Source organism: Methylobacterium sp. GXS13, from assembly GCF_001455965.1.
In the GTDB taxonomy this organism is placed as follows: domain Bacteria; phylum Pseudomonadota; class Alphaproteobacteria; order Rhizobiales; family Beijerinckiaceae; genus Methylobacterium.
In genome coordinates this window covers 1-25,140 of the sequence record NZ_LKKO01000043.1, presented here as the reverse complement: position 1 = coordinate 25,140, position 25,140 = coordinate 1, and the positions used below count along the sequence as shown (strand labels likewise).

The following is a 25,140-nucleotide window of genomic DNA, read 5'->3' as shown; positions in this document are numbered from 1 at the left end:
ATCAGCTTGCGGCGACGTGGGACCGACCCTCAGTTCAACGTGCCGCGCCGTCAAGGCCACACGCATAGGGATGATGGGCGCCGGCTTTCTGTGACGCCGCCCCGATCCTGCCGGAGAGATCTCGGCGTTCGCCGACCTCAGGTGGCGTGGCTTCGAAGATGCATCGGACGGCCACGTCCGTCGCAGCCCGTCGAGATCGATGACCGCTCCTCCACCGCCTAGCCGCAGGCCGCCCGCCACCACCCAGCCGGGGCACGGCCGATGAGTCCGCATGGGGATGACTCCGTGGATTGGGCGGAGCGCCGCCGAATCGCCGAGCAGGGCCGGGGGGATCGCGCCTGGTCCCTGTGGGGTCCGTATCTCAGCGAGCGGCAATGGGGGACGGTGCGGGAGGATTACAGCCCGGACGGCAATGCCTGGCGGGCCCTGCCGCACGAGGAGGCCCGCTCGCGCGCCTACCGCTGGGGCGAGGACGGGCTGGCCGGGATCTGCGACGAGCGCGGCAGCCTCTGCCTGGCGCTGGCCCTGTGGAACGGCCGCGACCGCATCCTGAAGGAGCGTCTGTTTGGCCTGACCAACCAGGAGGGCAACCACGGCGAGGACGTCAAGGAGGTCTACCACTACCTCGACGCGGTCCCGAGCCACGCCTACCTCAAGCAGCTCTACCGCTACCCGCAGGCGCCGTTCCCCTACGAGGCTTTGGTGCGCGAGAACCTGGCGCGCGGGCGCGACCAGCCGGAATACGAGATCGAGGAAACCGGTATCTTCGAGGACGACCGGTTCTTCGACATCACGGTGGAATACGCCAAGGCGGATGCCGACGACATCCACGCCGTCGTCACCGCGCTCAACCGGGGCCCGGAGACTGCCGAGCTCCACCTGATCCCGCAGCTCTGGTTCCGCAACACCTGGTCCTGGCAGGCCGGGCAGGGCCGCCCGCTTATCGCCGCCGATCCCGAGGGCGGCGCGACCTGCACGCATCCGCGGCTCGGCCCCTATCGCCTGGCCTATGACGGCACGCCGGAGCTGCTGTTCTGCGAGAACGACACCAACCTCCGGCTGCACGGCGCCCAGCCCGACGCGCCCGGCCCGTTCAAGGACGGCCTGCACGCGGCGATCGTCGAGGGCGAGACCGCGGCGATCCGCCGGGATGCGGGCACGAAGCTCGGCCTGCATTACGCCCTGCGGCTCGAACCCGGCGCCACTGCCCAAATCCGCCTGCGCCTGTCGGCCGGCTCAAGGGTGCGCCCGGTCGACACCGAGGGTGCCGTCGTCCGGCGTCGCGTGGCCGAGGCGGACGCGTTCTACGAGGGGCTTCAGGACGGCATCACGGACCCGGATGCCCGCACCATCTTCCGGCAGGCCGCCGCCGGCCTGATCTGGTCGAAGCAGCTCTATTGCTACGACGTGCGGCGCTGGCTGGAGGGCGACCCGCTCCAGCCGGTCCCGCCGCCCGAGCGCGAGGGGGGCCGCAACAGCCAGTGGCGCCACTTCGCGGCGGCCGACGTGCTGTCGATGCCCGACACCTGGGAATATCCCTGGTTCGCCGCCTGGGACCTCGCCTTCCATTGCCTGCCGCTGGCTCTGCTCGACCCGGACTTTGCCAAGAAGCAGCTCCTGCTGCTCACCCGCGAATGGTACATGCACCCGAACGGGCAGCTCCCGGCCTACGAGTGGGAGTTCGGCGACGCCAACCCGCCGGTCCATGCCTGGGCGGCCTACCGGGTGTTCGAGATCGACCGGGACCGCCGGGGCGGGCGCGGCGACCTCGCCTTCCTGGAGGGCGTGTTCCACAAGCTGCTGATCAACTTCACCTGGTGGGTGAACCGCAAGGACGCGCAGGGGCGCAACGTCTTCCAGGGCGGCTTCCTGGGTCTCGACAATGTCGGGGTGTTCGACCGATCGCGACCGCCCCCGGGCTTCGGGGTGGTCCACCAGGCCGACGGCACCGCCTGGATGGCGATGTACGCCCTCAACATGATGCGCATCGCCCTGGAGCTGGCGCTCCACAACGACGTCTACGAGAGCACCGCCTCGAAGTTCTTCGAGCACTTCCTGCTCATCGCCGAGGCGATGACCGAGATGGGCGGCCAGGGGGGCGCGCAGGGAAGCGGGGAGGGGTTCGGCCTCTGGGACGAGGTCGATGAATTCTACTACGACGAGGTCGACATCCCCGGCGGCGGGATGCTCCCCTTGCGGGTCCGCTCGATGGTCGGGCTGGTGCCGCTCTTCGCCGTGGAGGTGATCGAGCCCTCCGTGCTCCAGCGGCTGCCGGACTTCGCCCGGCGGCTGAACTGGGCGCTGGAGAACCGGCCGAACCTGGCCCGCCTGGTTTCGCGCTGGAACGAGGGCGGCGTGAAGGACCGCAAGCTCCTGTCGCTGCTGCGCGGCCACCGGATGAAGGCGCTGCTGCGGCGCATGCTCGACGAGGCCGAGTTCCTCTCGCCCTACGGCGTGCGCTCCCTGTCGAAAGTCCACCGGGACGCGCCTTACGTGCTCAACGAGCTGGGCGCCTCCTTCACGGTCCGGTACGACCCGGCCGACTCGACCTCGAACATGTTCGGCGGCAATTCGAACTGGCGCGGGCCGGTGTGGATGCCGATGAACTACTTGATCATCGAGGCGCTGCGACGGTTCCACACCTATTACGGCGACGAATTCGTGGTCGAATACCCGACCGGCTCAGGGGCGATGTGCACCCTGAGCGCGATCGCCGACGCCCTGGAAGACCGCTTGATCGCCCTGTTCGCGAAGGATCCGGCGGGGCGCCGGCCCGCGTTCGGGGCGCGGCCACCGATTCCCCCGGCACCCGGCGCCGAGGAGGCTCTGCTGTTCCATGAGTTCTTCGACGGCGATACCGGCCGGGGGCTCGGCGCCTCGCATCAGACCGGTTGGACCGCGCTGATCCTCAATCTGCTGCGCGACCGAGCCCGATCGCGCTAGCGCATCGGCCGGGATATCGAAAACCGGCACGACGCGCTGTCCGTCTCGTCCCCATCGTCGTATGTCCGAAAGCCGGAGGCCGCCTTTCGGGGCGATGCGCGCGGCGTATCAGCAGCTCAGGCGACGGCCCTCGCGGCGGCCGAAGGTCCGGTAATGGGCCGCGCCGGATTCCATCTGGCCGTTCGCGATCGCCCGGCGGACATCGGGGTTGCAGCGCAGATACTCGCGCTCGTCGAAGCCGCCATAGGCGCGCTCGCCGTAGCCGCGGTCCCGATAGCCGCGGTCGCGGCCCCGGTAATCGTCATCGCGATCCCGGCCGCCGTAATCCCGATCGCCATAGCCGTAATCGGGGCCGCGTTGAGCCAGAGCCGGCCCGAGCGCGGACATCACGCCGAAACCGACGGCGACCGCTGCCAAAAACGCTTTCATCGTACCTGTCTCCTACCGGAGGCTTGAAACGCGTTGCGGCCCAGATGGTTCGATCGGCTCGGCCTGCCGGTCGAGACGCGTAGCGCGGAAAACCCATCCGCGGGTCGCCCCGAGAGCGCGGGGGCGCCCGTTCGCGGGATGTCCATTCAGCGCGTCGGAGCCTTGGACTGAACAGCGTGCGTGCGAACGGCCCAACCATCGGCCATCCCGGTCGGATCGCTCTGAAGCCGGCGCTTGCGCCGAAGCTCGGGCGTACCCGGATGGCCGCCACTGGCGCTCCATATGCCGGCGCTGACGAAATCCGCCGCCTCGTCAGTCGGAGAAAAAGGTGTCCCAGCGAAATGTCCACAGACATGCCTCAGTAAAAATATTTTTTACACCAATTTATTTTGTGCTCATTTTCTGCATGAGATCTTTAAATATTTTATCGTAAAATTTCGATGATTATATCTTGATTTGGCAATAACGTAGATGCCGCCGCAACATAAATTGCAATCACTCAAATCAATGACTTGAGATTTTGGATTTTATTGCGCGCCTTATAAGCGAACGACGCACGAAAAAGTCTTCGTGCGCGGGATGCGTCGATAGAATGACCAAACAATATTTGAGTTTATACAAATTATTCGATCAAAAACGGAGTCATCGAGCTCCGTCGGACCGCGGTCCTTTCATCCAAGTCTTGCTGACAGCAGTATCGATGGCCGTGATGAGCCAAGCTGCAGCGGCACAGCCGGCGATGCTGCTCGACGAACTTTCGGTGGAGTCCCACGGCGGAACTGCTCCGGATCCCGGCTCGCCGCCGCCGATCGGTACGATCGGACAGCCCCCGGCCCCGTTCGCCGGCGGGCAAGTCGCGAGCGGCGGCCGTGCCGGCTTCCTCGGCAATCGCAGCGTGTTCGACCTGCCGTTCACACAATCGAACTACACCGCGGAGTTGATCCGCAACCAGCAGGCACTGACGGTCGGCGACGTCCTGGCGAACAACGCCTCCGTCCGCGAACAACAGCCGCCCTACGGCTCACAACAGAACCTTTTCATCCGCGGATTCGTCGTCATCTCGAGAGATACGGCATTCGACGGTCTGTACGGCATCGCGAGCGTCTACCGGCCGGCGATCGAGGGCATCGAGCGCGTCGAGGTCCTGAGCGGGCCCGGCTCGTTCCTATACGGCTTCCCGCCCTCGGGCAGCGCCGTGGGCGTGGTCAACCTCGTCCCCAAGCGCGCAACCGAGACGCCCCTGACGCGCGTCACGGCGCAATACCTCTCGCGCGGCAATGTCGGCGGGACGTTCGATGTCGGCCGTCGCTTCGGAGAAGGCAACGCCGTCGGCGTCCGGATCAACGGCGTCTACCGCGACGGGCCGACCCCGATCGATCGCCAGAACCAGAACCTCGGCGCCCTGACGCTGGGCCTTGATCTCCGCGGCGACGCGCTCCGCCTCAGCCTCGATGCCGGCTACCAGCACCTCGACCTGGACGCCCAAAGTTCGGGCCTCTCTGTTCTTCCGGGAGTCCGGATCCCGCGCGCGCCACGCCTGAGCCGCAACGTGCAGCAACCATGGGAGCGCTCGAACATTGATCAGAAGTTCGCCGTCCTGCGGGCGGAATTCGACATTACGCCGGACATCGCGTTGTTCGGCGCCGTCGGCGGTTCGGCGACGCAACGCGATTTCTTCACCACGCGCAGCAGCATCACACGCGCGTCCGGCACGCTGTCGCAACAAGCGACAACCATATCCGTCAAGAACGGCCAGTGGTCGGGCGAGACCGGCCTGAGGGGCCACTTCCAGACCGGCCCGATCGATCATGCGGTGGCGGTCGTCGCCACGCATTACGAGGCGCGGGAGCCGTCCTCTTCCGCATCCGGCCCACGATTCACGTCGTCACTCTACGTTCCAGTCATCGTCCCGCGCCCATACCGGACAAGGCCCCCGCTTCAGCTGACGACCCAGTCCGGATTGGACGGTCTGGCCGTCACCGACACCGCGTCCGTCCTCGACGGGCGCATCCAACTCATCGCCGGCAGCCGTTTCCAGAACGCGCAACGCGACACGATCCTGCCAAATGGCCTCTTCTCATCGCGCTACGACAAGCCGGCCTCGACCCCGGTGGCGGCGCTGATCGTCAAGCCGTGGGATCGGCTGTCGCTCTACGCCAGCTACGCGGAAGGTTTCGGCTTCGGGCCGGATGTCCCCGACCTCGCACGCAATGCCGGAACGGTATTCCCGCCCGTGGTGACGAGCCAGATCGAGACGGGGGCCAAGCTCGATCTCGACCCGGTCGGGCTCACCCTGGCGTTCTTCGAGATCACGCAGCCATCCGGGATTCTCGACCCGAAGACGCAGATCTTCGGGCTGAACGGCGAGCAGCGCAATCAGGGCATCGACCTGAACGTCTTCGGCGCGCCGGCCGAGGGGTTTCGCGTGCTGGGCGGCCTGACCCTGTCGGATGGCCGCCTGGTGAAGACGGAGGCGGGCCGCTTCGACGGCCACGTCGCGCCCGGCGTGCCCAACGTGCAGGCCAATCTCGGCGGCGAGGTGGATCTGCCGGCCTGGATGCTGCGCGGCATGACCCTGACCGGGCGCGTGATCTACACGTCCGCCCAGTACTACGATCAGGCGAACACGCAGAAGATCCCGGACTGGACGCGCCTCGATCTCGGCGTCCGCTACAGCTTCACGGCGAACGGAACGCCGCTGACGGCCCGCTTCAACGTCGAGAACGCGGCCGGCAAACGATACTGGAGTTCCGCAGGATCGAGCATTCTGACCTACGGCATGCCGCGGACGTTCCTGGCATCCCTCTCGGCGGATTTCTGAAGCAGAGCCAGGCCCCCGCCGACGCGTCTGCCGGCGGGGGCCAGTCGATCGACTACATGCGGTGCATCATCTCGCGGCGCATCATGCGGTGGCGCATGTGACGGTGCATCATGCGATGCTCCATGTGACGCCGCATCATCCGGCGCTCCATGTGGCGACGCTCCATGCGGCGCTCCATACGGTCCATCTGGACGGTCGAGACGATGTCGGCCGGGGCGGCGACGGCACCGGGAGCGATCGGCGCGGCGGATGCGGGCGACGCGACGGCGGCGCCGAAGGCAGCGAGCAGGGCTGCGGTGATGAGCGTGGTGCGCAAAGGATATTTCCTCTCATATCCGCCGTCGAGGGCGGTTGTTTTCCTCGGAGCCGTGAGAGGAGCAAATCCTTCCCGGAACCCGCTCAAGAAGCCGCGGACCGCCAAGTTGGTTCCACCGTGGCCGAGGAGACATCGGAAACGGGAGAGCGGCGCTCGCCCGGACGGCCGGGACAGGTGGCGGCAGGGGCACCGGACGGGGCAAGGCGTGCCACGGCACAAATCGCCGCCGCCGGACAGGACCTGTGCGATCCGCGTAAGCAAGCGCGCAACGCGGCGAAGCATCTGAGCTCGAATCGCCCTGACGGGCGGATCACGGGCGCACACGATCCGCGCAAGGCCGGGTGGTCGCCATGGCAGATCGGCGTGTCGGGCGGCGTGACGACGACCGGATATTCCGTTGATGCGCGTGCGGTGGCCGCTCTTCGTCGTCCTCACCACCGGCGCGTTGGCCTCCGCGGGGCGGGGCAAGCCGCCGCACCCACCGTGGCCTGGCACGGCTACCGTGACCCGGTGGCCACGGTGCTGGCGACCGAGAAGGCCGATTGCGGCGTGGAGCAGCGCCCCGGCGATCTCATCCTGGGGGCGGGGGACGATGACGCCGTCTGCTCCATCCGGCTCGTCAAGTCGCACCGGATCCTCGACGACGGCACCGACCCGAATCGCGCGCTGGTGATCGATACGGCGCCGGCGGGCCGCAAGCTGCTCGCGACCGGCTACTCCCTACAGAGCGCGTGCGACCCGCCAAACGCGAAGACCCGCAAAGGTTCTGCAAGCGTCATGACGACCCCTGGCGCTGCCGCGATCGAGGAGACATCGGTGTTCACGTCTGCGACCGGCAGGGTCGCAGGGCGCGCGCTTAGTTCTCGAGCCGCGGCATCGCACCGGGCGGCGGCGGCTGAGGCGTGATCGGGGTAACCGGGTCGGCGTGGTGCCGGCCATTCAGCTCCGTCGGAGCGGGACGGGGTAGTTCGAGGGCCGGAAGCGTGATGCTTTTCGGGTCGCTGAGCAGCGTGATCTGCTTGATCTCCACCGCCTGCCGCCCCCGCATGAGCGGGTTCTGGCGCACGTAGCTGATGAATTCCTCGGCCGCTCGCAGTTTTGATGTGTTCTGCTCCGCCTCTTGCGCCCGAATCCGCTCGGCTTCGGCTTCCCGGACCTTGGCCTCCTTGGCCTGGTGCTGCAGTTCGAGCGAGGCGAAAGCAAGCCCTGTGGCTGCACGGTCGAACACGGAACTCGCTTTCAATGTTGGCTGGGAAAACAGAAGATAGATGCTGTTGGCGACCAGAAACGCCATCACCAAAAACACGGTCAGATCCCCCGCATGCCCGCTCACGGTCCAGAAGACCAACACGACAGCCAGCGATAGAGCCGAGCATCCGAGAAGAATGTATCGCAGTCCCGACATGATCTAGCCTAAATTCATTTTTTTGAAGCGAATTGAGCTGTTTTATAAAGGTTTGGATTCTGAAAGGCAAATCTATCGGTACTTTGTGTGGTCCACAGGTATCGGCCACAGCCTCGGCGGCGGGGAGCCGGACCCGCACGAATCACGCCTGTCTCAAGGCCGTCGGGTCGATGGGATCCGCGACCGCGCGATGGCCCTGCGGCGACCCGCCGATCGTCGGATCCGGATGTGTCCCGCCGCACGCGGACCCGGCCCGGCTGTTGCCACAGCGCTCTATTCGACCGTCGATTTCTGATACATCCCGCCAGATTGGCCATGCCGATCCAGTAACCGGCATGGCGAAAAAGCGTGATACCGATATCGGGGGATATCCAGGTGGACCATTCGGACGATGTCGTCTCCGAGGCGGCACTAATCGCGGCGCTCGAAGCATCCGGCGGCGTCGGCTTCTGGATGTGGGATATCCCCAACGACGACGCCCGGGCCGATCCGGTCACGGCGTTGCTGTTCAACATCAGCCCGGCCCGGTCGCGAGCCGGCGTCAGCCTCGCCGAGATCATGCGGGCCGTCCATCACGACGATCAGGCGCATATCTCGCAGGTTATCTTGGACTGCGTGCAATCCGGCAGCTCCTATACCGCGGAGTACCGGGTCTGCTCCCCGGACGGGCGGCTGCGCTGGGTCTTTACCCGCGGCCATTTCTACCTGGACGAGAATGGCCGGCCGACCACGGGGCGAGGCGTCGTCGTCGAGATCTCGGACAGCAAGGCCGCCGGCATCGCCTTCGCGACCCGGGACGGCAACACGATCGAGGATGCCCTGAACAAGACCGCCGACCTGTGCCTGTCCCTGCACAACGCCGTCTCGGACCTGGGCGATACCCGCATCGTCACGCTGACGGAGACCCTGCTTCTCGAAATCGGCAAACATCTTGCGGACCGGCAGCGCGCGCCGGCGAACCAATCCCTGCATTGACCGCACCGGACAGGATGGGAGGCGGATGGAACCGCTCAGGCCGCGTCGCGCTGCTTCAACCACAGGCCGAATTCCTGGACGACGGACACCACGGTCTTCAGCCGCATCCCGTCCTCGGTCAGGGCATATGCCACCTTCACCGGCGTCGTCGGATAGACGGTCCGACTGATCAGGCCGGCGGATTCGAGGGCGCGCAGGTCCAGGGTCAGCATCCGCGGCGAGATGCCCGGCAGGTCGCGCCGGAGTTCGTTGAAGCGCTTCGGGCCGTCGATCAGGTAGGACACCAGCAGCAGGCGCCAGCGGCCGCCGAGCAGGTGCATCGCGTGCTCGACGGAGCACCCGGTCACGGTCGCCCTCATCGGCCGGGCCCCACATGTCCCAAAGTATAATTCTTGTTCCCTGCACTAAAACTACTGCGTTCTTCCAACATCGTCTCGACTGCGCTACGTAAAATTCAGGACACCACCGATACCGGCACCGACGTTACCGCACGTCTTCAGAGATTGTCTATGAAACTGTATTGCATCCCCGCGAGCTGCTCGCTTGCGCCCCATATCATCGCCCGTGAACTCGACCTCGATCTGACATTCTGCCGCGTCGATCCCGCGACGCACAGGACGGAGGCGGGCGCGGATTACGTCGCCGTCAATCCGCACGGCTATGTCCCGGCCCTCGATCTCGGCGACGGCACCGTCCTGCGGGAGGGCCCCGCCATCCTGCAATATCTGGCCGACTTGAAGCCGGACGCGGGTCTCGCCCCGCCGAACGGAAGCGTCGATCGCTACCGCCTCCAGGAGATGCTCGGATTCCTCTCGTCCGAGATCCACAAGGGCTTCGTTCCCCTGCTCTACGCCCGGCTGGCGGGGCGCTGGGTCGAGACCGCCAAGCCGAAGCTCGCGGCGCGCTATGCCTGGATCGACGCGCAGCTCGCCGCGCACGACTTCCTCCTGGGCGACACCTTCACGGTGGCCGACGCCTACCTGTTCGCGCTCACCGGCTGGGGACAGGCCCCGTGGCTGACCTCCTATTACCGGGCCGATATCCACTTCGACCACCTGCACAACCTCCAGTCCTGGTACGGCCGGGTGCGCGGGCGTCCGGCGGTGCGGACGGCGTTGCAGGAGGAGGGGCTGCCATAGGGCAGCCTGGGCCGGAACTTGGCCGTGCGCATACGGGGTTGCCCTGGCGACCGGATCGCCACGATCCACCCCAATCGCGAGCCAGCAGCATGACCTTGGACGCACGTTCGATCTACGTCACGGCCCTGAAGAACACCCACGCCGTCGAGATGCAGGCCTTGCAGATCATGGAGCGGCAGGTGGAGCGCCTGGAGCACTACCCGGAGATGGAGCAGGCCCTCCGCCGGCATATCGGCGAGACCCACGGCCAGCGCCAGCGCCTGGAGGAAGCCCTGCAGAGCCTGGGCGACGGGCCGTCGGCGCTCAAGGAAGGGTTCCTGGGCTTCGTCGGAAACATGATGGCGCTGGGCCATACGCCGGCCCAGGACGAGATCCTGAAGAACACCTACGCCAACCACGCCTTCGAGAATTTCGAGATCGCGGCCTACGAGTCGCTGCTCACGATCGCCGACGCGGCCGGTCAGCAGGGCCACCGGACCGGCTTCCAGCAATCTCTCAAGGAGGAGCAGGGCATGGCGGAGGCGGTGCGCGCGCTGATCAAGCCGACGACCGAGCGCTACCTCGCGCTGACCGCGGCCGGCGAGAAGGCCGACCGCTGAGGCAACGGGTCCCGGCCGGCGGGGAGCGGATACACCACTGCTCCGGGACCCAAAACGCGCGGATGGTAAGCGAGCGGCTGCGCGCCGCCTTGACCTGTTATAGTCAAGCTCTACGGAGACGGGCCGGGCGAGGTTCAGAGCACGAATACGCGATCCGCACCGGATCACGCGTGAAAAACAGTCCTGCCCCTGCGAACCGAACGGCAGCCTGACCGTTATGTCCTCGAACACTTTCCAGAGGGCAGGACATGGCCAAGCACGAGATCCTCGGCTACTTTGAGCATCGCCGCGACGGGGCCTGGGTGTGCGTTCGGCCGTTCACCCTGACCACGCGCGATGCCAGCATCGACATCCAGCAGGGCATGCGCTTCGATTACGGCAAGCGCGTCGGCGGCCTCGATCTCGCCGAGTATCTGGAGCAGCTCGGCTCGCAGTTCGGCTCATAGCCCACGATCGGTATCGGCCCGACCGGCACCCTGCCGGCGGGCCTTTTTTTCGACGCGTTGAGGTCAGCGACGGGCGCCGGGTAGAAACCCGGCGCCCGCCGCCGTTTCAGGCGCCGCCCCACTGCATCGTCAGGCCGCCATCCACCACCAGCGTGTGGCCGGTGACGTAGTCGGACGCGCCGGAGGCGAGATAGAGGATCGCCTTGGCGATCTCGTCCGGCTGACCGGCGCGGTGCCACGGGATCCGCTCCAGGGACTGATCGAGCACCTCGGTCTTCTCGAAGCGGTCGGCGGTCATCGGGGTTTCGATCAGGCCGGGGGCGACGTTGTTGACGTTGATCCGGTCCTCGGCGAGCTCCCGCGACAGGCTCCGGCACAGGGAGCCGAGCCCGGCCTTCGACATGCCGTAGGGGGCGCTCTCGGGGGTCGGCAGATGCTGGGCCACGGAGGAGACGAACACGATCTTGCCGCCGCCGCCCTCCGCGCGACGCATCCCGATGAACGGGCGCGCGCAGAACAGCGGGCCCATCAGGTTCACCCGCAGGATCCGCTCCAGCACCGAGTCGTCCATCTCGGCCACCGGCATGCCGCTCATCGCCTGGCCGGCATTGGCCACCAGGATGTCGAGGCCGCCCAGCTCGCTGCCGATGCGATCGTAGGCGGCGTTCACCGCGGCGGCATCGCCGATATCGAGCTGCAGCACCAGGGCGCGGCGGCCGGCCGCCTCGACCCGGGCGGCGGTCTCGCGGATGCCGGTCTCGTCGGAGTGGTAGGTGATCGCCACGTCCGCGCCCTCGCGGGCGAACAGCTCCGCGGTCGCCTGCCCGATGCCGGAATCGGCTCCGGTGATCAGGGCTCGTTTGTCGGTCAGGTTCATTCTGCGCATCTCGCTCGCTCGCCGCCTTCGGAGACGGCCGGATGCCGGGGCAATCGGTGCGGCCGGGGACGGTTCCGCACGCGCCGACCCGCCGCAGGCCGTTCCGCCTCCGCAAGGGCTCGAGCCAGGGTCTTTGACGCCCGCCGCGCCCGTGCCCTACTGAGGGTGCATGTCCCTGGATGCCCCGACCCCCCTGCTCGCAGAGGAGAGCGCGCCCACCACCCGCTGCCGGATCCTGGCGACGGCGGCGGCGTATTTTCGCGAGATCGGCTACCAGAAGACCACCGTGGCGGACATCGCCCGGACGCTGAAGATGAGCCCGGCCAACGTCTACCGGTTCTTCGAGTCGAAGAAGGCGATCAACGAGGCGGTGCTGGAGCGGCTGATCGGCGAGATCGAGGCCCTGGTCTCGGAAGTCGCGGCCCGGCCCGGCCTCAGCGCCACCGAGCGGCTGGTGGCGGCGATCGACCTGCTGCACCGCGACTGCACCCGGCGCTGCCAGGAATTTCCCCGGCTGCACGAGATGGTCGAGGCGGCCATGGGCGAGAGCTGGGAGGTCTGCCGCCACCACATCGCCCGGGTCACCGCCGGGTTCGAGCGCATCATCCGCGAGGGCGTGGACCTGGGCGAGTTCGAGGCCGCCGACCCGGCGGAAGCGGCCGCCTGCATCCATGCCGGCATCGCCCGCTACACGCATCCGCTGCTGGTCGGACAAACCGCGCTCCAGCCGGTGCCCTCGCTCGAGGCCATGACCGCGTTCCTGCTGCGGGGCCTCGCGCCGACGGGGCGGACCGCCCCCCAGGATGGATCGGCGTAGGACGCCTCACACGGCCTCAGTCAGACAAAGACCAGCTTCGAGGCCCGGGGCCGAAAACCCTATTCGGAGGCCCGTCCGGCTTCCGGCGTGGGCTCGGACACGCTCGGCTGCGGGCCGTCATAGCCCTCGATCACCAAAATCTCGGCATCGACTCCGCCGCGCTGCTTGGCCTTGGCCGCCTGGTAGAGGTCGGAATTCCAGCAGGCGAGGGCGTCGGCGTAGCTCGGGAACTCGATCACCACGTTGCGGGACCGGGGCTGGCCCATCACCGCCTCGAAGGCGCCGCCGCGCACCAGGAAGCGCCCGCCATGCTTGGCGAAGGCCATGCCGTTGGCGGCCACGTAATCCTTGTAGGCCTCCGCGTCGCGGACATCGACCCGCCCGATCCAGTAGCCCTTCGCCATCCTGCGCCTCATCGGTTGCGAAGTTGAGATGGATTCCGGTTGCCCGAAGGCAATGCCGGGGATCAGGCCAGTTCGGCGACGATCGCCTGGGCGACCGCGCGCGGGTCGGCAGCGCCGGTGATCGGGCGCCCGACCACCACGTGATCGATCCCGGCCTTGCGGGCGTCCCCGGGGGTCATCACGCGCTTCTGGTCGCCGGCCTCGGCGCCCGCCGGGCGGATACCCGGGGTGACGATCAGCCGGTCCGGCCCGACGATGCGCCGGACCGAGGTCGCTTCGGCGGCCGAGCAGACCAAGCCGTCGACGCCGATCTCCGCGGCTTGGGCGGCGCGCTTGGCGACCAGCTCGGCCACCGGCAGGCCGTAGCCGGCCTCCGCGGCGTCGGCGTCGTCGTAGGAGGTGAGCACCGTCACGGCCAGGATCTTGAGGCCCTCGCCCCGCCCGCGCAGAGCCGCCCGCATGGTCTGCGGATAGGCGTGCACGGTCAGGAAGGTGGCGCCCAGGCCCGAGGCCGAGCGCACGCCCTCCTCGACGGTGTTGCCGATGTCGTGGAGCTTCAGGTCGAGGAAGATCTTGAGGCCCCGCGCCGCCAGCCGCTCGGCCAGCGCCAGCCCGCCCGCATAGCCCAGCCGGTAGCCGATCTTGTAGAAGGTCGCGGCATCGCCGATCCGGTCGATCAGCGCTTCGGCCTCGGGCACGCTCGGGAGATCGAGGGCCACAATCAGGCGGTCGCGGGGGTCGGCACGCACGGTCATCGAGTCGTCCTTCAGGCTAGCGGCACCGACCATGCCGCGGCGATCCCTGTCAATCAGGACCGGAGCCGATCAGCCGCGCTTGACGGCCTTGGTGCGCAGCTTGCCGCGCGCGATGCCCTCGGCCAGGGCCGCGTTCATGCGCGCCTGCCAGCCGGCGACGCCGGCCTGGTAGGCGGCGAGCACGTCGGGATCGACGTTCAGCGAGACGGGGACGCCCTGCGCCTTCGCGGGGCGCCGGCCGCGCTGGTCCAGGGCGGCCGCGAGGTCCGGCGGCAGACCTTCGGAGCCGAGCCGCATCTGGGCCAGCTGTTCGGTCGTCAATTCGGGATTGTCGGACACCACGTCCCAATCTGCCTGCGAATAGGCCGCGTTCGGGACATAGCCGGGGGCGTGGTCAGAGGGCTTCATAGCGGGATCTTTCCGTCCGGTTGGCGCGGCGGACACTCACGACGTCGAAGGCTTCGGTCCCCAGCGGCGAGACGATCACGACAACCACGGCCTCGCCGAACCAAGTCCCGATGAGCAGGAAACGCGCACGGCCGGTGCGGCTCGGCTTGGTCGGGGCAGTTGCGTAACGGTCGAAGCTGAAGGCCTCCTCGAACTGGGCCGGATCGAATCCGTGCTTGGCGATGTTCGCCGACCGTTTCGGTTCCTGCGCGATGAACTTCACGAACCGCAGCATAGACCCAAACCCTGGGACCGGAAGCGGCAGCTCGGCGAAATCCGCAGCTGGATTTAGGCACCCAGCACCCGTGCCACCTCCGCCTTCAGCACCGGCAGCAACTCCGCCTCGAACCAGGGCTCGCGCTTCAGCCAGCCGTTGTTGCGCCAGGACGGGTGGGGCAGGGGCAGGAGCCGGGGGCGGCGGGGCTCGGCCAGGATCGCGCGCCAGCGCCGCACGGTGCCGGTCAGGCCGTCCTCCATCCGGCCCAGATGCCAGGCCTGCGCGTACTGGCCGATCACCAGGATGAGATCGAGGTTCGGCAGGCCGGAAAACAGCTCGGCGCGCCAGCGCTCGGCGCATTCCCGGCGCGGCGGCCGGTCGCCGCCCTTGGGGTCGAGACCGGGGAAGCAGGAGCCCATCGGGACGATCGCCACCTGAGCGGGGTCGTAGAACCGCGCCTCGTCGAGGCCGAGCCAGCTCCGCAGCCGCACGCCCGACGGATCGGTGAACGGCAGGCCGGTGCGATGGGCCCGCGTCCCGGGGGCCTGGCTCGCCACGCAGAGCCGCGCGCCGGTGCTGCCCTGCACGATCGGCCGCGGCTCCTGGGGCAGGGGCGGCCCGTAGAGCGGGCTGTCCCGGCAGAGGCGACCGGCTCGTCCGCGGGTGGCGGTGTCTTCGAACGGGACGGGTGCGGGCATCGACTCCAAGATGGCGAGCGGCCGCGCAGAAACCAAAAAAAACGGCGCGGTGTCGCGCCGCGCCGTCGTCAGTCGGGTCTCTTGCCTTGGGGGGAAGGCCCCTCAGTCCTACGCCGGCGTAGACCGGCGCGGCGTGCGATTCGTCACGCGCCCTTCACGCCGGAGAGGTCGAGGGGCAGGGCGCGCAGGCGCTGGCCGGTGGCGGAGAACACCGCGTTGGCGATGGCCGGGGCGAGCACCGGAACGCCGGGCTCGCCGATCCCGGTCGGCGCCGCCTGGCTCGGCACGATATGCACCTCGACCTTCGGCATCTCGCTCATCCGGGTCGGTTCGTAGGCGTCGAAATTGTGCTCCTGCACCTGCCCGTCCTTGAGGGTGATGCGGTTGCGCAGCACCGCCGAGAGGGCGAAGCCGACCGCCCCCTCGACCTGGGCGCGGATCACGTCCGGGTTGACCGGGATGCCGACATCCACCGCCGCCACGATCCGGTTCACCCGGATCCCGGAATCCTGTGCTGTGACGTCGGCCACCATGGCGACGTAGGAGCCGAAGGATTCGTGGACCGCGACGCCGAGCCCGCGGCCCTTCTCCTGCGGCTTGTTCTGCGCCTTGGCCGACCAGCCGGCCTTGTCGGCGGCGAGCTTCAGCACGCCGGAGAGGCGCGGCGCCTGCGCGAGCAGCGACAGCCGGTAGGCCACCGGATCGACGTCGGCGGCATGGGCCAGCTCGTCGATCATCACCTCCATCACGTGCGCCGTGTGGGTGTGGCCGACCGAGCGCCACCACAGGACCGGCACGCCCTCGCGGCCGTTATGGACGCCGAAGCGGTAGGCCGGCAGCGCGTAGGGCGTGTCGGAGGCGCCCTCGACGGTGGTCGAGTCGATGCCGTTCTTGACGATCATCGCCTCGAAGGGCGAGCCGATCATGATCGACTTGCCGACCATGACGTGGTCCCAGCCGACCACTGCGCCCTTGGCGTCGATGCCGGCCCGGACCTTGTGCAGCACGGTCGGCCGGTAATAGCCGCCGGCCATGTCGTCCTCGCGGGTCCAGACCAGGTGGACCGGGGCCTTCTCGCCGGAGGCCTTGAGCACGGTGGCGGCTTCCGCGAGGTAGTCGGCGGTGGGCGTCGCCCGGCGCCCGAAGGAGCCGCCGGCCCAGTTGCTGTGGAGCCGGACCCGGTCGGGCGTCACCCCGAGGATCGCTGCCATGGTCGCCTGCTCCACGGTCTGGAACTGGAAGCCGGCATAGACGTCGTAGCCGCCGTCGGCAGCCCGCTCGATCGTGGCGTTCAGGGGCTCCATCGCCGCGTGGGCGAGGTACGGGAAGGTGAACTCGGCCTCGATCACCTTGGCGGCGCCCTTGAGCGCCGCCTGCGGGTCGCCGCGCTCCGAAGCGGTGAGGCCGGGGCCCTTGGCGCGCTCGCGGTACTCGGCCAGGATCGCCTCGGACGAGCGGGTCTCGGCGGTGCTGTCGTCCCAGGTGACGGTCAGCGCCTCGCGGCCCTTCATGGCCGCCCAGGTGTCCCGGGCGATCACGGCCACGCCGGTGGGGACCTGGACCACATCGAGCACACCGGCGACCGTCCGGGCCGCGGCGGCGTCGAAACCCTTCACGGTGGCGCCGAAGCGCGGCGCGCGGGCGACGACGGCGGTGACCTGGTTCGGGCGGCGGATGTCGAGGGAGTAGATCGCCGAGCCGTTGGTCTTGGCAACGGAATCGAGGCGCGGCACCGTCTGGCCGATGAGTTTCCACTCGCTCGGGTCCTTGAGCCGCGGCTCGGACGGGACCGGCAGGGAGGCGGCCGAGGCGGCGAGCTCGCCGAACCGCGCCTGCCGGCCCGACGCGGCGTGGCGCACCACGCCGTCCGCGACGGTGATCTCCGAGACCGGGACCTTCCAGCGGAAGGCGGCCTCGGCCATCAGCATCTCCCGGGCGGCGGCGCCGGCCTTGCGCAGCTGGAACCAGGAATTGGCCACCGCGGTGGAGCCGCCGGTGCCTTGGATCGGGCCCATCAGGCTGTTGTTGTAGAGCGTCGCGTCCGCGGGCGCGAACTCGGTGCGGACCGTCTTCCAGTCGGCGCAGAGCTCGTCGGCCAGGATCGTGGCCAGCCCGGTGGTGTTGCCCTGGCCCATGTCGAGATGCTTGATCACCACCGTGACGGTGTCGTCCGGGGCGATCCGCACGAAGGCGTTGGGCTGGGCCTTGACGCTCGCGAGGTCCGGGCCGGCGGCGGCCCGGGCGGGTTTCGCGTCCAGCCGGAAGGCGACCACGATGGCGCCGGCACCGGCCAGGAGGCCGCGGCGGCTGGGTCGGACAGGCGATGCGTTCGGTCGACGGGCGTTCAGCATGGCGGCGATGCTCCGGTCAGGACCGCGGGGAGGGGCAGGGTCTTCAGGCGAGGTCGCGCGCGGCCTCGGGGGTCGCGGCGCGGATGCGCTGGTAGGTGCCGCAGCGGCAGATGTTGCCGTCCATGGCGCCGTCGATGTCGGCGTCGCTGGGCTTGGCGTTGCCGGACAGGAGCCCGATCGCCGACATGATCTGCCCGGACTGGCAGTAGCCGCACTGCACGACGTCGAGCTTGCGCCACGCGGCCTGGACGGCCTCGGCCACCCGGCCCGAGATGCCCTCGATGGTCGTCACCTGCGCGGTGCCGACATCGCCCACTTTCGTCTGGCAGGACCGCACCGGCTGCCCGTCGAGATGGACCGTGCAGGCGCCGCATTGCGCGATACCGCAGCCGTACTTGGTGCCGGTCGCGTCGAGGCGGTCGCGCAGGACCCAGAGCAGCGGCATGTCCGGATCGGCGTCGATCGCGTGGGTGACGCCGTTGACGGTGAGCTTCGGCATGGTCGGCGGCCCTCGGTCGACACGCGGAATCCGGCGCGCACCGGATCGCGGCACTCGGCCCGCCACGCGTGTCGTTTACCGTAATCGGCCCCGGGCCGGCAACGATGTGTGGCAGCGCACGGACGCCCCGAGCTCGGGCCGCCGCGAAACCGGGGCCGATGCATAAGATCCGACCGATGTCGGCAGCCGCTTCTTAAGACATCCGCCCCATCCTGGCGCCATCACCAACCCTTCCCAGCTGGCCCGCGCCGCGTTCGAGCCGAGTTTCAAGAGACCCATGTCCGATCTCACCGTCGAGATGGTGCAGCGCGGTCGCGGCCCTTCGACGGAGGAGGCGGCGCGACGCCTCGGTGTCGCCCGCGAGATCCGCTCGGCCCGCGAGAAGCTGACCTCGCAGACCGGCCTGGAGCGGGCCTTCGACCACGAGCTGCTGCGCCATTACGCCCAGTACCGCGCCGGGGCCGGCATCCCGCTGGTCCTGTTCGCGGCAATCATGGCCACGGCCGCGACCTTCTGGATCGCGCCGGTCGTCGCCGCCCTCTGGGCGCTCGGCGTGTTCCTGATGATCACGCTCAACACCACGCTAAGCCGCAGCTTCCTGCGCGCCGACGCGGCGACGATCCCGCTCGCCCGCTGGCGCCGCCGGTTCCTGATCGGCGAGGTGCTGCAGAGCCTGTCGTGGTCGGCGATGATCGGCCTCGGCGCCACCGGTGGCTGGACCTTCGCGCTGTTCGGCCTGGTGATCGCGGCCGCCGTCACCACCATGCTGGCCGCCACCGTACCGGCGGCGGCGGTGACCGCCCTGATGCCGCTGGCGCTGGCCACCGCGTCGCTGGCCGCCTTCTCCAAGGGCATGGACGCGCTGCTGCTGGTGGCGATGGCCGGGGGCGCGCAGATCTTCTTCCTGGGCCTGTCCCGCCGCCTCTATGCCTCGACGGTGGGCGCCCTGCGCTCGCGCGCCGAGAAGGATGCGGTGTTCGGCGAATTGGAGCAGGCCAAGGCCAATTCCGACGAGGCGCGCCGCCGGGCCGAGGAGGCGAACCTCGCCAAGTCCCGCTTCCTCGCCACCATGAGCCACGAACTGCGCACGCCGCTCAACGCCATCCTGGGCTTCTCGGAGGTGATGAAGAACGAGGTGTTCGGCATCCACACGGCGCCGTCCTACCGCGAGTACTCGAACGACATCCACGACAGCGGGATGCACCTCCTCAACCTGATCAACGAGATCCTCGACCTGTCGCGCATCGAGGCCGGCCGCTACGAGCTCAACGAGGAGGCGGTGCAGCTCGCCCACATCGTGGAGGAGTGCCGCCACATGATGGGCCTGCGGGCCAAGGCGAAGAACCAGACCTTCCACGACCTCGTCGACGGCTCGCTGCCGCGGCTCTGGGCCGACGAGCGGGCCCTGCGCCAGATCGTGCTGAACCTCCTGTCGAACGCCGTGAAGTTCACGCCGCCCGGCGGCGAGATCTGGCTGAAGGTCGGCTGGACCGCCTCGGGCGGGCAGTACGTCTCGGTGAAGGACAGCGGCCCCGGCATCCCCGAGGACGAGCTCGGCACCGTAATGTCGTCGTTCGGCCGCGGCTCCCTGGCGATCAAGACCGCCGAGCAGGGGTCGGGGCTGGGCCTGCCGATCGTGAAGGGGCTGGTGGAGCTCCACGGCGGCCAGTTCCAGCTGTCCTCGCGGCCGCGCGAGGGCACCGAGGTGATCGTGACCCTGCCAGCCTCCCGGGTGATGGACACGCTGCCGCCGGTCGATGTCGGCGCGGACGCTTTCGTGCCGGCGAGGAACGCCTTCAACCGCGCCGCCTGAGGAAAAGGGGTTCCCAAAGGGCAAGCCCTTTCAAGATGTTGGTCTGAGAGCCAGGCCGTGGCGTCGGGCCGGTCTGCACGGCCCTTTTCCCGGGCGCATGCAGCGCCAGCGGAATGCGACCCGGGACCCAGCACAATACGGCGCGCAGCGTCCGCCTGATCGACCCGTGCCGCTGGCGCGGCGCTTCGTGTGCTGGGTCCCGGATCAGGTTCCGCTTCGCTTCACCTGTCCGGGAAAAGGGGGGCGCGTGATCGGCTCGGTAGCGCCGATCCCATGACACGCACCTAGCCAGACACCTTGAAGGCGCTGGTCATCGACCTTTCGAAACCGGGACCTTACGGGGTCTCGGCCATGGCGCGGATCCGGTCCCACTCGGCCTCGGTGACCGGCTGCACCGACAGGCGCGAGTTGTTCACCAGCACCATGTCGGCCAGCGCCGGATCGGCCTTGATCGCGTCCAGCGTCACCGGCCGGGGCAGGGCCTCGACGGCCTTCACGTCGACCATGCCGAAGCGGCCGGTCTCGTCGGTGTGGTCGGGGTAGTAGGGCCGGATCACCGCGACGATGCCGACCACCGCCTTGCCCTCGTTCGAGTGGTAGAAGAAGCCCTGCTCGTCGACCTGCATGGCCATCAGCTGCTTCTTGGCGAGGTGGTTGCGCACGCCGTTCCAGTGCGTCCCGGCCTCACCGGCCGCGACCTGCTGATCCCACGACCAGGTCGCGGGCTCGGATTTGAACAGCCAGTACGCCATCACGCCGTCTCTCGTGGGCCGCCCCGTCGCGGCGGCCCGGCCCCCATAGCGCAGCTCTCCCCGATGCGCACAGGCCCCTCGGGCAACCGCTCACCGCCCGTTGCGGCCGAGCACGAGCCGACTCGCCCCCGCGAAGGCCCAGGCGCAGAGCCCGCCATAGAGCATCACCCCGTCGAAGCCCCGGACCAGCGCCTGCCGGGCGATCGATTCGGTGAGATCCGCGGCCCCGGCCACCGCAAGGTTGCCGGCGGCGACCGCCTCCGCGAGGGCGTCGAGCGCCGTCCCCTGCGCCAGCGGGCCGAGGCCGGACCGGACGCCCTGGAGCAGGAGGAAGCCCATCAGGGCGATGTTGACGGCGAGCGCGATCATCCGCGCGCTCATGTCCATGCCCGAGGCCATCCCGGCACGCTCCGGGGGCAGGGCGCCCGTGGCGGTGTTGGTGACCGGCGTGTTGGTGAGGCCGAGCCCGGTGCCGGCCAGGATGCAGCCGGGCAGCAGCGTCAGCCAGCTCGCCTCCGCGCCGGCGGCGGCCAGGCGCATCAGCAGGAAGCCGGCGCCGATGGTGAACAGGCCGAGCGGGATGACCAGCCCCGGGCCGTGGCGCAGGAGCAGCCGCTCGGCCAAGGGCGGCACCACCAGGGTCGGCAGGGTATAAGCCAGGAGCGCGAGGCCCGCGGTCACGCTGTCGTAGCCCAGCACCGCTTGGAAGTAGATCGGCAGGTAGATCACGAACGGCCAGAAGCTGAAGTTCATCGCGCTCGATCCGAGCAGGGCCCCCGCGAAGCGGCGGTTCCGGAAGGCCGCGAAGTCGAACATCGGCCGCGCCGCCCGGGTCTCCACGACGACGAACGCCACGAAGCTCACGGCGCCGGCGAGCGCCAGCAGGCTCGCCGGATCGTCCCATTGGAGCGGCTGCCCCCGGGTGATCAGGTAGACCAGGCTGAACACCGCCACCGACAGCGTCGCGATGCCGGGGCCGTCGACGCGCCGGGCGTGCGGATCGCGGGATTCGACGACACCGGCCCGCGCCAGGCCCAGGGCGACCAGCGCCAGGAGGACGTGGACCAGAAAGACCCATTCCCAGCTCAGGGCCGCCACGGTGACGCCGCCGATCAGCGGGCCGAAGCCCAGACCGAAGCCGAACACGATCCCCCACCAGCCGAAGGCCGTCCCGCGCTCGCGCCCGTCCCGGAACTGGTGCGACAGCACGGCGGTCTGGCAGGCCAGCATCGCGGCGGCGCTCAATCCTTGAAGGAACCGGGCCGCGATCAGGACCGGGGCGCTCGGCGCCAGCCCGCAGACGAGGGAGGCCGCCCCGAACGCCGTCACGCCGATCAGGAACACCCGCTTGCGGCCGAACCGGTCGGCCAGGGTCCCCATGGCCATCAGGCAGGTGGTCATCGCCACCGTGTAGGCGTTCATGATCCACTGGAGCTGCCGGAAATCCGCCCCCAGGACCCGCTCCAGGGTCGGCAGGATCGACGGGATGCTGGAGATCTCCAGCCCCAGCATCAGGGCCGAGAGGCAGACGGCCGCCAGCGCCAGGCTATTTCCGGTCTTGCGATCGATGGGACCGTGATCCGACCCGGAACCGGGCAGGGAATCCGGAATGTCTTGAAGGTCACCAAGCTTGCTCGGCATGAATCCGCACCGTCACGGGTGATACGAGAACGTAGCGGACCCTGGCGCGTGCTTGATCACAACACAATCGAATGCAAATCTATTTCAGTGATGACGAAACGGGATGGTGCCGGTGCTGACCCTCGACGTCGACGCGGTGCGGACCTTCGTAACGGTGGCGGACCACAAGAGCTTCACCCGCGCCGCCGAGGCGCTCGGGGTAACGCAGGGCGCCGTCAGCGTGAAGCTGCGGCGCCTGGAGGACCGGCTCGGCCAAAGGCTGATCGAGCGGACGCCGCGTCAGGTCCGGCTCTCGGCGCAGGGCGAGATCTTCATCGGCGCGGCACGCGAGTTCCTGGCCGCGCATGAGCGGGCCGTGGCGGGCCTGGCGGAACCGCGCCGCAGGTTCCGGCTCGGGATCGCCGCCCACGTCATGGGCCCAGAGGTGCCGGGCCTGCTCGCCCGGCTGAAGTGCCTCGACCCGGCGCTGGCGATCGAGGTGCTGCTCGACAATGCCCGACCCCTGCTCGACGGGTTCGAGGCCGGCACGCTCGACGCGGTGATCATCCGCAGCGACGACGACCGGCGCGAGGGCGAGATCCTGGGGCCGGAGCCTTTCGGCTGGTTCGCGGCACCGCATTTCGAGCACCGGGCCGGCGAGACGCTGCGGCTGGCTGCGACCTCGCCCTGCTGCTCCGTCCGGGACGTCGCCATCCAGTTCCTGGACCGGGCCGGCATTCCCTGGGCGGAGGTGTTCGTCGGCGGCACCGCGGCGATCAGCGCCGCCCTGTCGGCCGGCCTGGCGGTCGCGGCCTTCCCGCGCCGGCTCGCCCCGGCCGACGTGATCGACGTCGGCGACGCGCTGAGGCTCCCGCCGATCCCCGCGCTCGCCCTCGTGCTGCACTCGTCCCTCACCGACCCGCGGAGCAAGGACGCGCTCCGGGCGATCACGGCGGCATTCCGGGAGCATCGGCGGGGTTAGGGCGCTCGCACGACGGATCGCGGGTTTCCAAAGGGCTCAGCCCTTTGGCGGGGTTCGGGGGCGGAGCCCCTGAGACACCTTTCAGGCGACCAGGGCTCCGCCCTGGACCCGCAAAAGGTCTCGGACCTTTTGAAACCCTAATCCGTCTCGCCGCGCAGCGGCCGGGCCAGCAGGCCGGCGATCACGTCCTCGACGCCGGCCTCGCCGGCCACGATCGCCGCTACCGCCTGGGCCACCGGCATCTCGATGCCCCGTGCCGCCGCGAGGCCGGCGAGCGCCGCGGCCGTGAAGGCACCCTCGGCGAGCTTGCCGCCTGACGCCGCCTCGGGGCTCGCCCCGGCGCCGAGGCGCTGCCCGAAGGCGAAGTTGCGCGATTGCGGCGAGGAGGCGGTGAGCACGAGGTCGCCCAGGCCCGAGAGGCCCATCAGGGTCTCGGGCCGGCCCCCGAAGGCGCGGGCGAAGCGCATCAACTCGGCGAAGGCCCGGGCGATCAGGGCTGCCCGGGCGCTCTCGCCCAGCCCCCGGCCCGCCACGATCCCGCACGCGATGGCCAGCACATTCTTGCCGGCGCCGCCGATCTCGACGCCGCGCACGTCGTCGGTGTGGTAGAGCCGGAAGCTCGGCCCCGAGAGCAGCGCGCTCAACGCGGCCGCAAGCTCGGGATCGGCGGCTGCCAGGGTCACGGCGGTGGGCAGGCCGCGGGCGACGTCGGCCGCGAAGCTCGGGCCGGACAGGACCGCCACCGGCGTTCCCGGGGGCAGGACCTGCTCGGCCACCGCGCTCAAAAAGCTGTCGGTGCCGCGCTCGATGCCCTTGGCGCAGAGGATCACCGGCCCGGCCGAGGCCAGGGGCTCGCGCAAGGCCTCCAGCACGCCGCGCACGGTCTGGGCCGGCACGACCAGCAGGGTCGCCCGGGCGCCCGCGAGTTTTTCGGAGAGCGCGGTCGCGTGGATGCCAGCTTGGAGCGGCACGCCCGGCAGGTAGCGCGGGTTTTCCCGCTCGGCCTGAAGTCTGGCGGCGGCCTGCGGGTCGCGCAGCCAGAGGGTGACCGGGTGCCCGGCCGCGGCAGCCGCGTTGGCGAGCGCCGTCCCCCAGGCGCCGCCGCCGACGACGTTGATCGACGCGCTCATGCCGAAACCTCCACGGGGTCGAGCCGGTAAAGCCGGTGGGTGCGCAGCGGCCCGTCCGGCACCGCCGGATGCGGGAAGGTCCCGGACGGGACCATCCCGAGCCGTTCCATCACCGCGCGGGAGCGGTCGTTGCCGGAGGCCGTGTAGGCCACGACGGTGCGGAGGCCGCAGCGCCCGACGAGGTCGGCCAGCGTCAGCCGCGCGGCCCGCGTGGCGATCCCGTGGCCCCAGGCATCCCGGGCGAGGCGCCAGCCCAGCTCGATCGTCGCGCCGATCCGCTCGCCCCCCGGGAACGGCATGGCCTGCATGATTCGGAATGCGCCGACGAAGCCGACGAAGCGCCCGTCCCGCTCGACCGCCCAGGGGCCGAACCCGTCCGCCACGAAGCGCCGGTCGCAGCGGCCCGCCTCGGTGGCGCTCTCCGTCTCCGTCCGCAGCCGGGGGAAGAACTCCATCACCATTGGGTCGGCGTTGAGCGCCGCGAACGGGGCCGTATCGTCCGGGCGCCAGCGGCGCAGGAGCAGGTCGCCGTCCCGGAGGCCGTCGGGCACCGGGGCGGTGGCGATCTTGCCCCGCCAGGCCAGGGAGCGCCGGTTCAGAAGGGCGAGATCGGCGCGGCCGTCGAGCACCGCCTCGCCGAGGTCGATCGCGTGCTCCAGGTCGTCGGCGGGCATGTTGGCGTCGGCGGCGTTGGCGACGAGGTCG

Annotated in this window: 26 protein-coding genes; 10 read left to right on the top strand and 16 right to left on the bottom strand. The window is 69.3% G+C overall.

Annotated elements, in window-relative coordinates:
* The first annotated feature begins 261 nt into the window (after positions 1-261).
* A complete protein-coding gene (locus tag AO398_RS16185; RefSeq protein WP_058193150.1) occupies positions 262-2,943 on the top strand; it encodes a glucosidase in 2,682 nt (893 codons plus the stop codon).
* A 108-nt stretch (positions 2,944-3,051) separates the two neighbouring features.
* On the opposite strand, the gene AO398_RS16180 is transcribed toward AO398_RS16185, so the two are convergent.
* Positions 3,052-3,372 (bottom strand): hypothetical protein, encoded by a 321-nt coding sequence (locus AO398_RS16180; RefSeq protein ID WP_058193149.1) that lies wholly within the window; start codon positions 3,370-3,372, stop codon positions 3,052-3,054.
* A 520-nt stretch (positions 3,373-3,892) separates the two neighbouring features.
* Here AO398_RS16180 and AO398_RS16175 point away from each other — a divergent pair.
* Complete coding sequence (locus AO398_RS16175) at positions 3,893-6,193, top strand: TonB-dependent siderophore receptor (RefSeq protein WP_244498800.1); 2,301 nt, start codon at positions 3,893-3,895, stop codon at positions 6,191-6,193.
* Positions 6,194-6,245: 52 nt separating this feature from the next.
* Here the strand turns inward: AO398_RS16175 and AO398_RS16170 are convergent, their stop codons facing one another.
* The gene (locus AO398_RS16170; RefSeq protein WP_058193147.1) at positions 6,246-6,509 is read right to left on the bottom strand and encodes a hypothetical protein; all 264 of its coding nucleotides are present in this window, start codon (positions 6,507-6,509) and stop codon (positions 6,246-6,248) included.
* A gap of 117 nt (positions 6,510-6,626) precedes the next feature.
* On the opposite strand from AO398_RS16170, the gene AO398_RS28365 reads away from it, so the two are divergent.
* Entirely contained in the window at positions 6,627-7,415 is a 789-nt protein-coding gene (locus tag AO398_RS28365; protein ID WP_152997545.1) for a hypothetical protein, read from the top strand.
* On the opposite strand, the gene AO398_RS16160 is transcribed toward AO398_RS28365, so the two are convergent.
* Entirely contained in the window at positions 7,366-7,857 is a 492-nt protein-coding gene (locus tag AO398_RS16160; protein ID WP_058193145.1) for a hypothetical protein, read from the bottom strand. The genes AO398_RS28365 and AO398_RS16160 overlap by 50 nt on opposite strands.
* A gap of 432 nt (positions 7,858-8,289) precedes the next feature.
* Here AO398_RS16160 and AO398_RS16155 point away from each other — a divergent pair, with 432 nt between their 5' ends.
* Positions 8,290-8,889, top strand: coding sequence for a PAS domain-containing protein (locus AO398_RS16155; RefSeq protein WP_058193144.1), 600 nt, complete (start codon positions 8,290-8,292; stop codon positions 8,887-8,889).
* A 35-nt stretch (positions 8,890-8,924) separates the two neighbouring features.
* Here the strand turns inward: AO398_RS16155 and AO398_RS16150 are convergent, their stop codons facing one another.
* Positions 8,925-9,248, bottom strand: coding sequence for a helix-turn-helix domain-containing protein (locus AO398_RS16150; RefSeq protein ID WP_058193143.1), 324 nt, complete (start codon positions 9,246-9,248; stop codon positions 8,925-8,927).
* Positions 9,249-9,398: 150 nt separating this feature from the next.
* On the opposite strand from AO398_RS16150, the gene gstA reads away from it, so the two are divergent.
* From gstA to AO398_RS16135, 3 genes are all read left to right on the top strand, one after another.
* A complete protein-coding gene (gene gstA / locus AO398_RS16145; RefSeq protein ID WP_058193142.1) occupies positions 9,399-10,028 on the top strand; it encodes a glutathione transferase GstA in 630 nt (209 codons plus the stop codon).
* Between the two features lie 89 nt (positions 10,029-10,117).
* Positions 10,118-10,627: a ferritin-like domain-containing protein gene (locus AO398_RS16140; protein WP_058193141.1), complete on the top strand. Its 510-nt coding sequence runs from the start codon at positions 10,118-10,120 to the stop codon at positions 10,625-10,627.
* A 248-nt stretch (positions 10,628-10,875) separates the two neighbouring features.
* The gene (locus AO398_RS16135) at positions 10,876-11,073 is read left to right on the top strand and encodes a hypothetical protein (protein WP_058193140.1); all 198 of its coding nucleotides are present in this window, start codon (positions 10,876-10,878) and stop codon (positions 11,071-11,073) included.
* 106 nt (positions 11,074-11,179) lie between these two features.
* Here the strand turns inward: AO398_RS16135 and AO398_RS16130 are convergent, their stop codons facing one another.
* Complete coding sequence (locus AO398_RS16130) at positions 11,180-11,950, bottom strand: SDR family NAD(P)-dependent oxidoreductase (protein ID WP_058193139.1); 771 nt, start codon at positions 11,948-11,950, stop codon at positions 11,180-11,182.
* A 169-nt stretch (positions 11,951-12,119) separates the two neighbouring features.
* Here AO398_RS16130 and AO398_RS16125 point away from each other — a divergent pair, with 169 nt between their 5' ends.
* Positions 12,120-12,767: a TetR/AcrR family transcriptional regulator gene (locus AO398_RS16125; protein WP_058193138.1), complete on the top strand. Its 648-nt coding sequence runs from the start codon at positions 12,120-12,122 to the stop codon at positions 12,765-12,767.
* A 59-nt stretch (positions 12,768-12,826) separates the two neighbouring features.
* Here the strand turns inward: AO398_RS16125 and AO398_RS16120 are convergent, their stop codons facing one another.
* From AO398_RS16120 to AO398_RS16090, 7 genes are all read right to left on the bottom strand, one after another.
* Positions 12,827-13,171, bottom strand: a complete 345-nt coding sequence (locus AO398_RS16120; protein ID WP_058193137.1) for a DUF1330 domain-containing protein — start codon at positions 13,169-13,171, stop codon at positions 12,827-12,829.
* Positions 13,172-13,233: 62 nt separating this feature from the next.
* Positions 13,234-13,926 (bottom strand): orotidine-5'-phosphate decarboxylase, encoded by a 693-nt coding sequence (gene pyrF, locus AO398_RS16115; RefSeq protein ID WP_058193176.1) that lies wholly within the window; start codon positions 13,924-13,926, stop codon positions 13,234-13,236.
* A 69-nt stretch (positions 13,927-13,995) separates the two neighbouring features.
* Positions 13,996-14,334 carry a BrnA antitoxin family protein gene (locus AO398_RS16110; RefSeq protein ID WP_058193136.1) on the bottom strand — a complete coding sequence of 113 codons (339 nt, stop codon included), beginning with the start codon at positions 14,332-14,334 and terminating at the stop codon, positions 13,996-13,998.
* Positions 14,321-14,596 carry a BrnT family toxin gene (locus tag AO398_RS16105; protein WP_082643309.1) on the bottom strand — a complete coding sequence of 92 codons (276 nt, stop codon included), beginning with the start codon at positions 14,594-14,596 and terminating at the stop codon, positions 14,321-14,323. Before AO398_RS16105 ends, AO398_RS16110 begins: the two co-directional genes overlap by 14 nt.
* A 65-nt stretch (positions 14,597-14,661) precedes the next feature.
* Positions 14,662-15,288, bottom strand: coding sequence for a uracil-DNA glycosylase family protein (locus AO398_RS16100; RefSeq protein WP_058193134.1), 627 nt, complete (start codon positions 15,286-15,288; stop codon positions 14,662-14,664).
* Between the two features lie 143 nt (positions 15,289-15,431).
* Positions 15,432-17,639 (bottom strand): xanthine dehydrogenase family protein molybdopterin-binding subunit, encoded by a 2,208-nt coding sequence (locus tag AO398_RS16095; protein ID WP_058193133.1) that lies wholly within the window; start codon positions 17,637-17,639, stop codon positions 15,432-15,434.
* Positions 17,640-17,682: 43 nt separating this feature from the next.
* Complete coding sequence (locus tag AO398_RS16090; protein ID WP_058193132.1) at positions 17,683-18,138, bottom strand: (2Fe-2S)-binding protein; 456 nt, start codon at positions 18,136-18,138, stop codon at positions 17,683-17,685.
* 277 nt (positions 18,139-18,415) lie between these two features.
* Here AO398_RS16090 and AO398_RS16085 point away from each other — a divergent pair, with 277 nt between their 5' ends.
* Positions 18,416-19,951: a HAMP domain-containing sensor histidine kinase gene (locus tag AO398_RS16085; RefSeq protein ID WP_058193131.1), complete on the top strand. Its 1,536-nt coding sequence runs from the start codon at positions 18,416-18,418 to the stop codon at positions 19,949-19,951.
* Positions 19,952-20,286: 335 nt separating this feature from the next.
* Here the strand turns inward: AO398_RS16085 and AO398_RS16080 are convergent, their stop codons facing one another.
* A complete protein-coding gene (locus AO398_RS16080; protein WP_058193130.1) occupies positions 20,287-20,703 on the bottom strand; it encodes an EVE domain-containing protein in 417 nt (138 codons plus the stop codon).
* A 90-nt stretch (positions 20,704-20,793) separates the two neighbouring features.
* Entirely contained in the window at positions 20,794-22,344 is a 1,551-nt protein-coding gene (locus tag AO398_RS16075; RefSeq protein WP_152997544.1) for an MFS transporter, read from the bottom strand.
* 103 nt (positions 22,345-22,447) lie between these two features.
* Here AO398_RS16075 and AO398_RS16070 point away from each other — a divergent pair, with 103 nt between their 5' ends.
* Positions 22,448-23,305: a LysR family transcriptional regulator gene (locus tag AO398_RS16070; protein ID WP_058193129.1), complete on the top strand. Its 858-nt coding sequence runs from the start codon at positions 22,448-22,450 to the stop codon at positions 23,303-23,305.
* A gap of 137 nt (positions 23,306-23,442) precedes the next feature.
* On the opposite strand, the gene AO398_RS16065 is transcribed toward AO398_RS16070, so the two are convergent.
* Both AO398_RS16065 and AO398_RS16060 read right to left on the bottom strand, forming a co-directional pair.
* Complete coding sequence (locus AO398_RS16065) at positions 23,443-24,435, bottom strand: NAD(P)H-dependent glycerol-3-phosphate dehydrogenase (RefSeq protein ID WP_058193128.1); 993 nt, start codon at positions 24,433-24,435, stop codon at positions 23,443-23,445.
* Positions 24,432-25,140: GNAT family N-acetyltransferase (locus AO398_RS16060; protein WP_058193127.1), on the bottom strand; the 709-nt coding region annotated here is incomplete at its 5' end. The genes AO398_RS16060 and AO398_RS16065, both read right to left, overlap by 4 nt.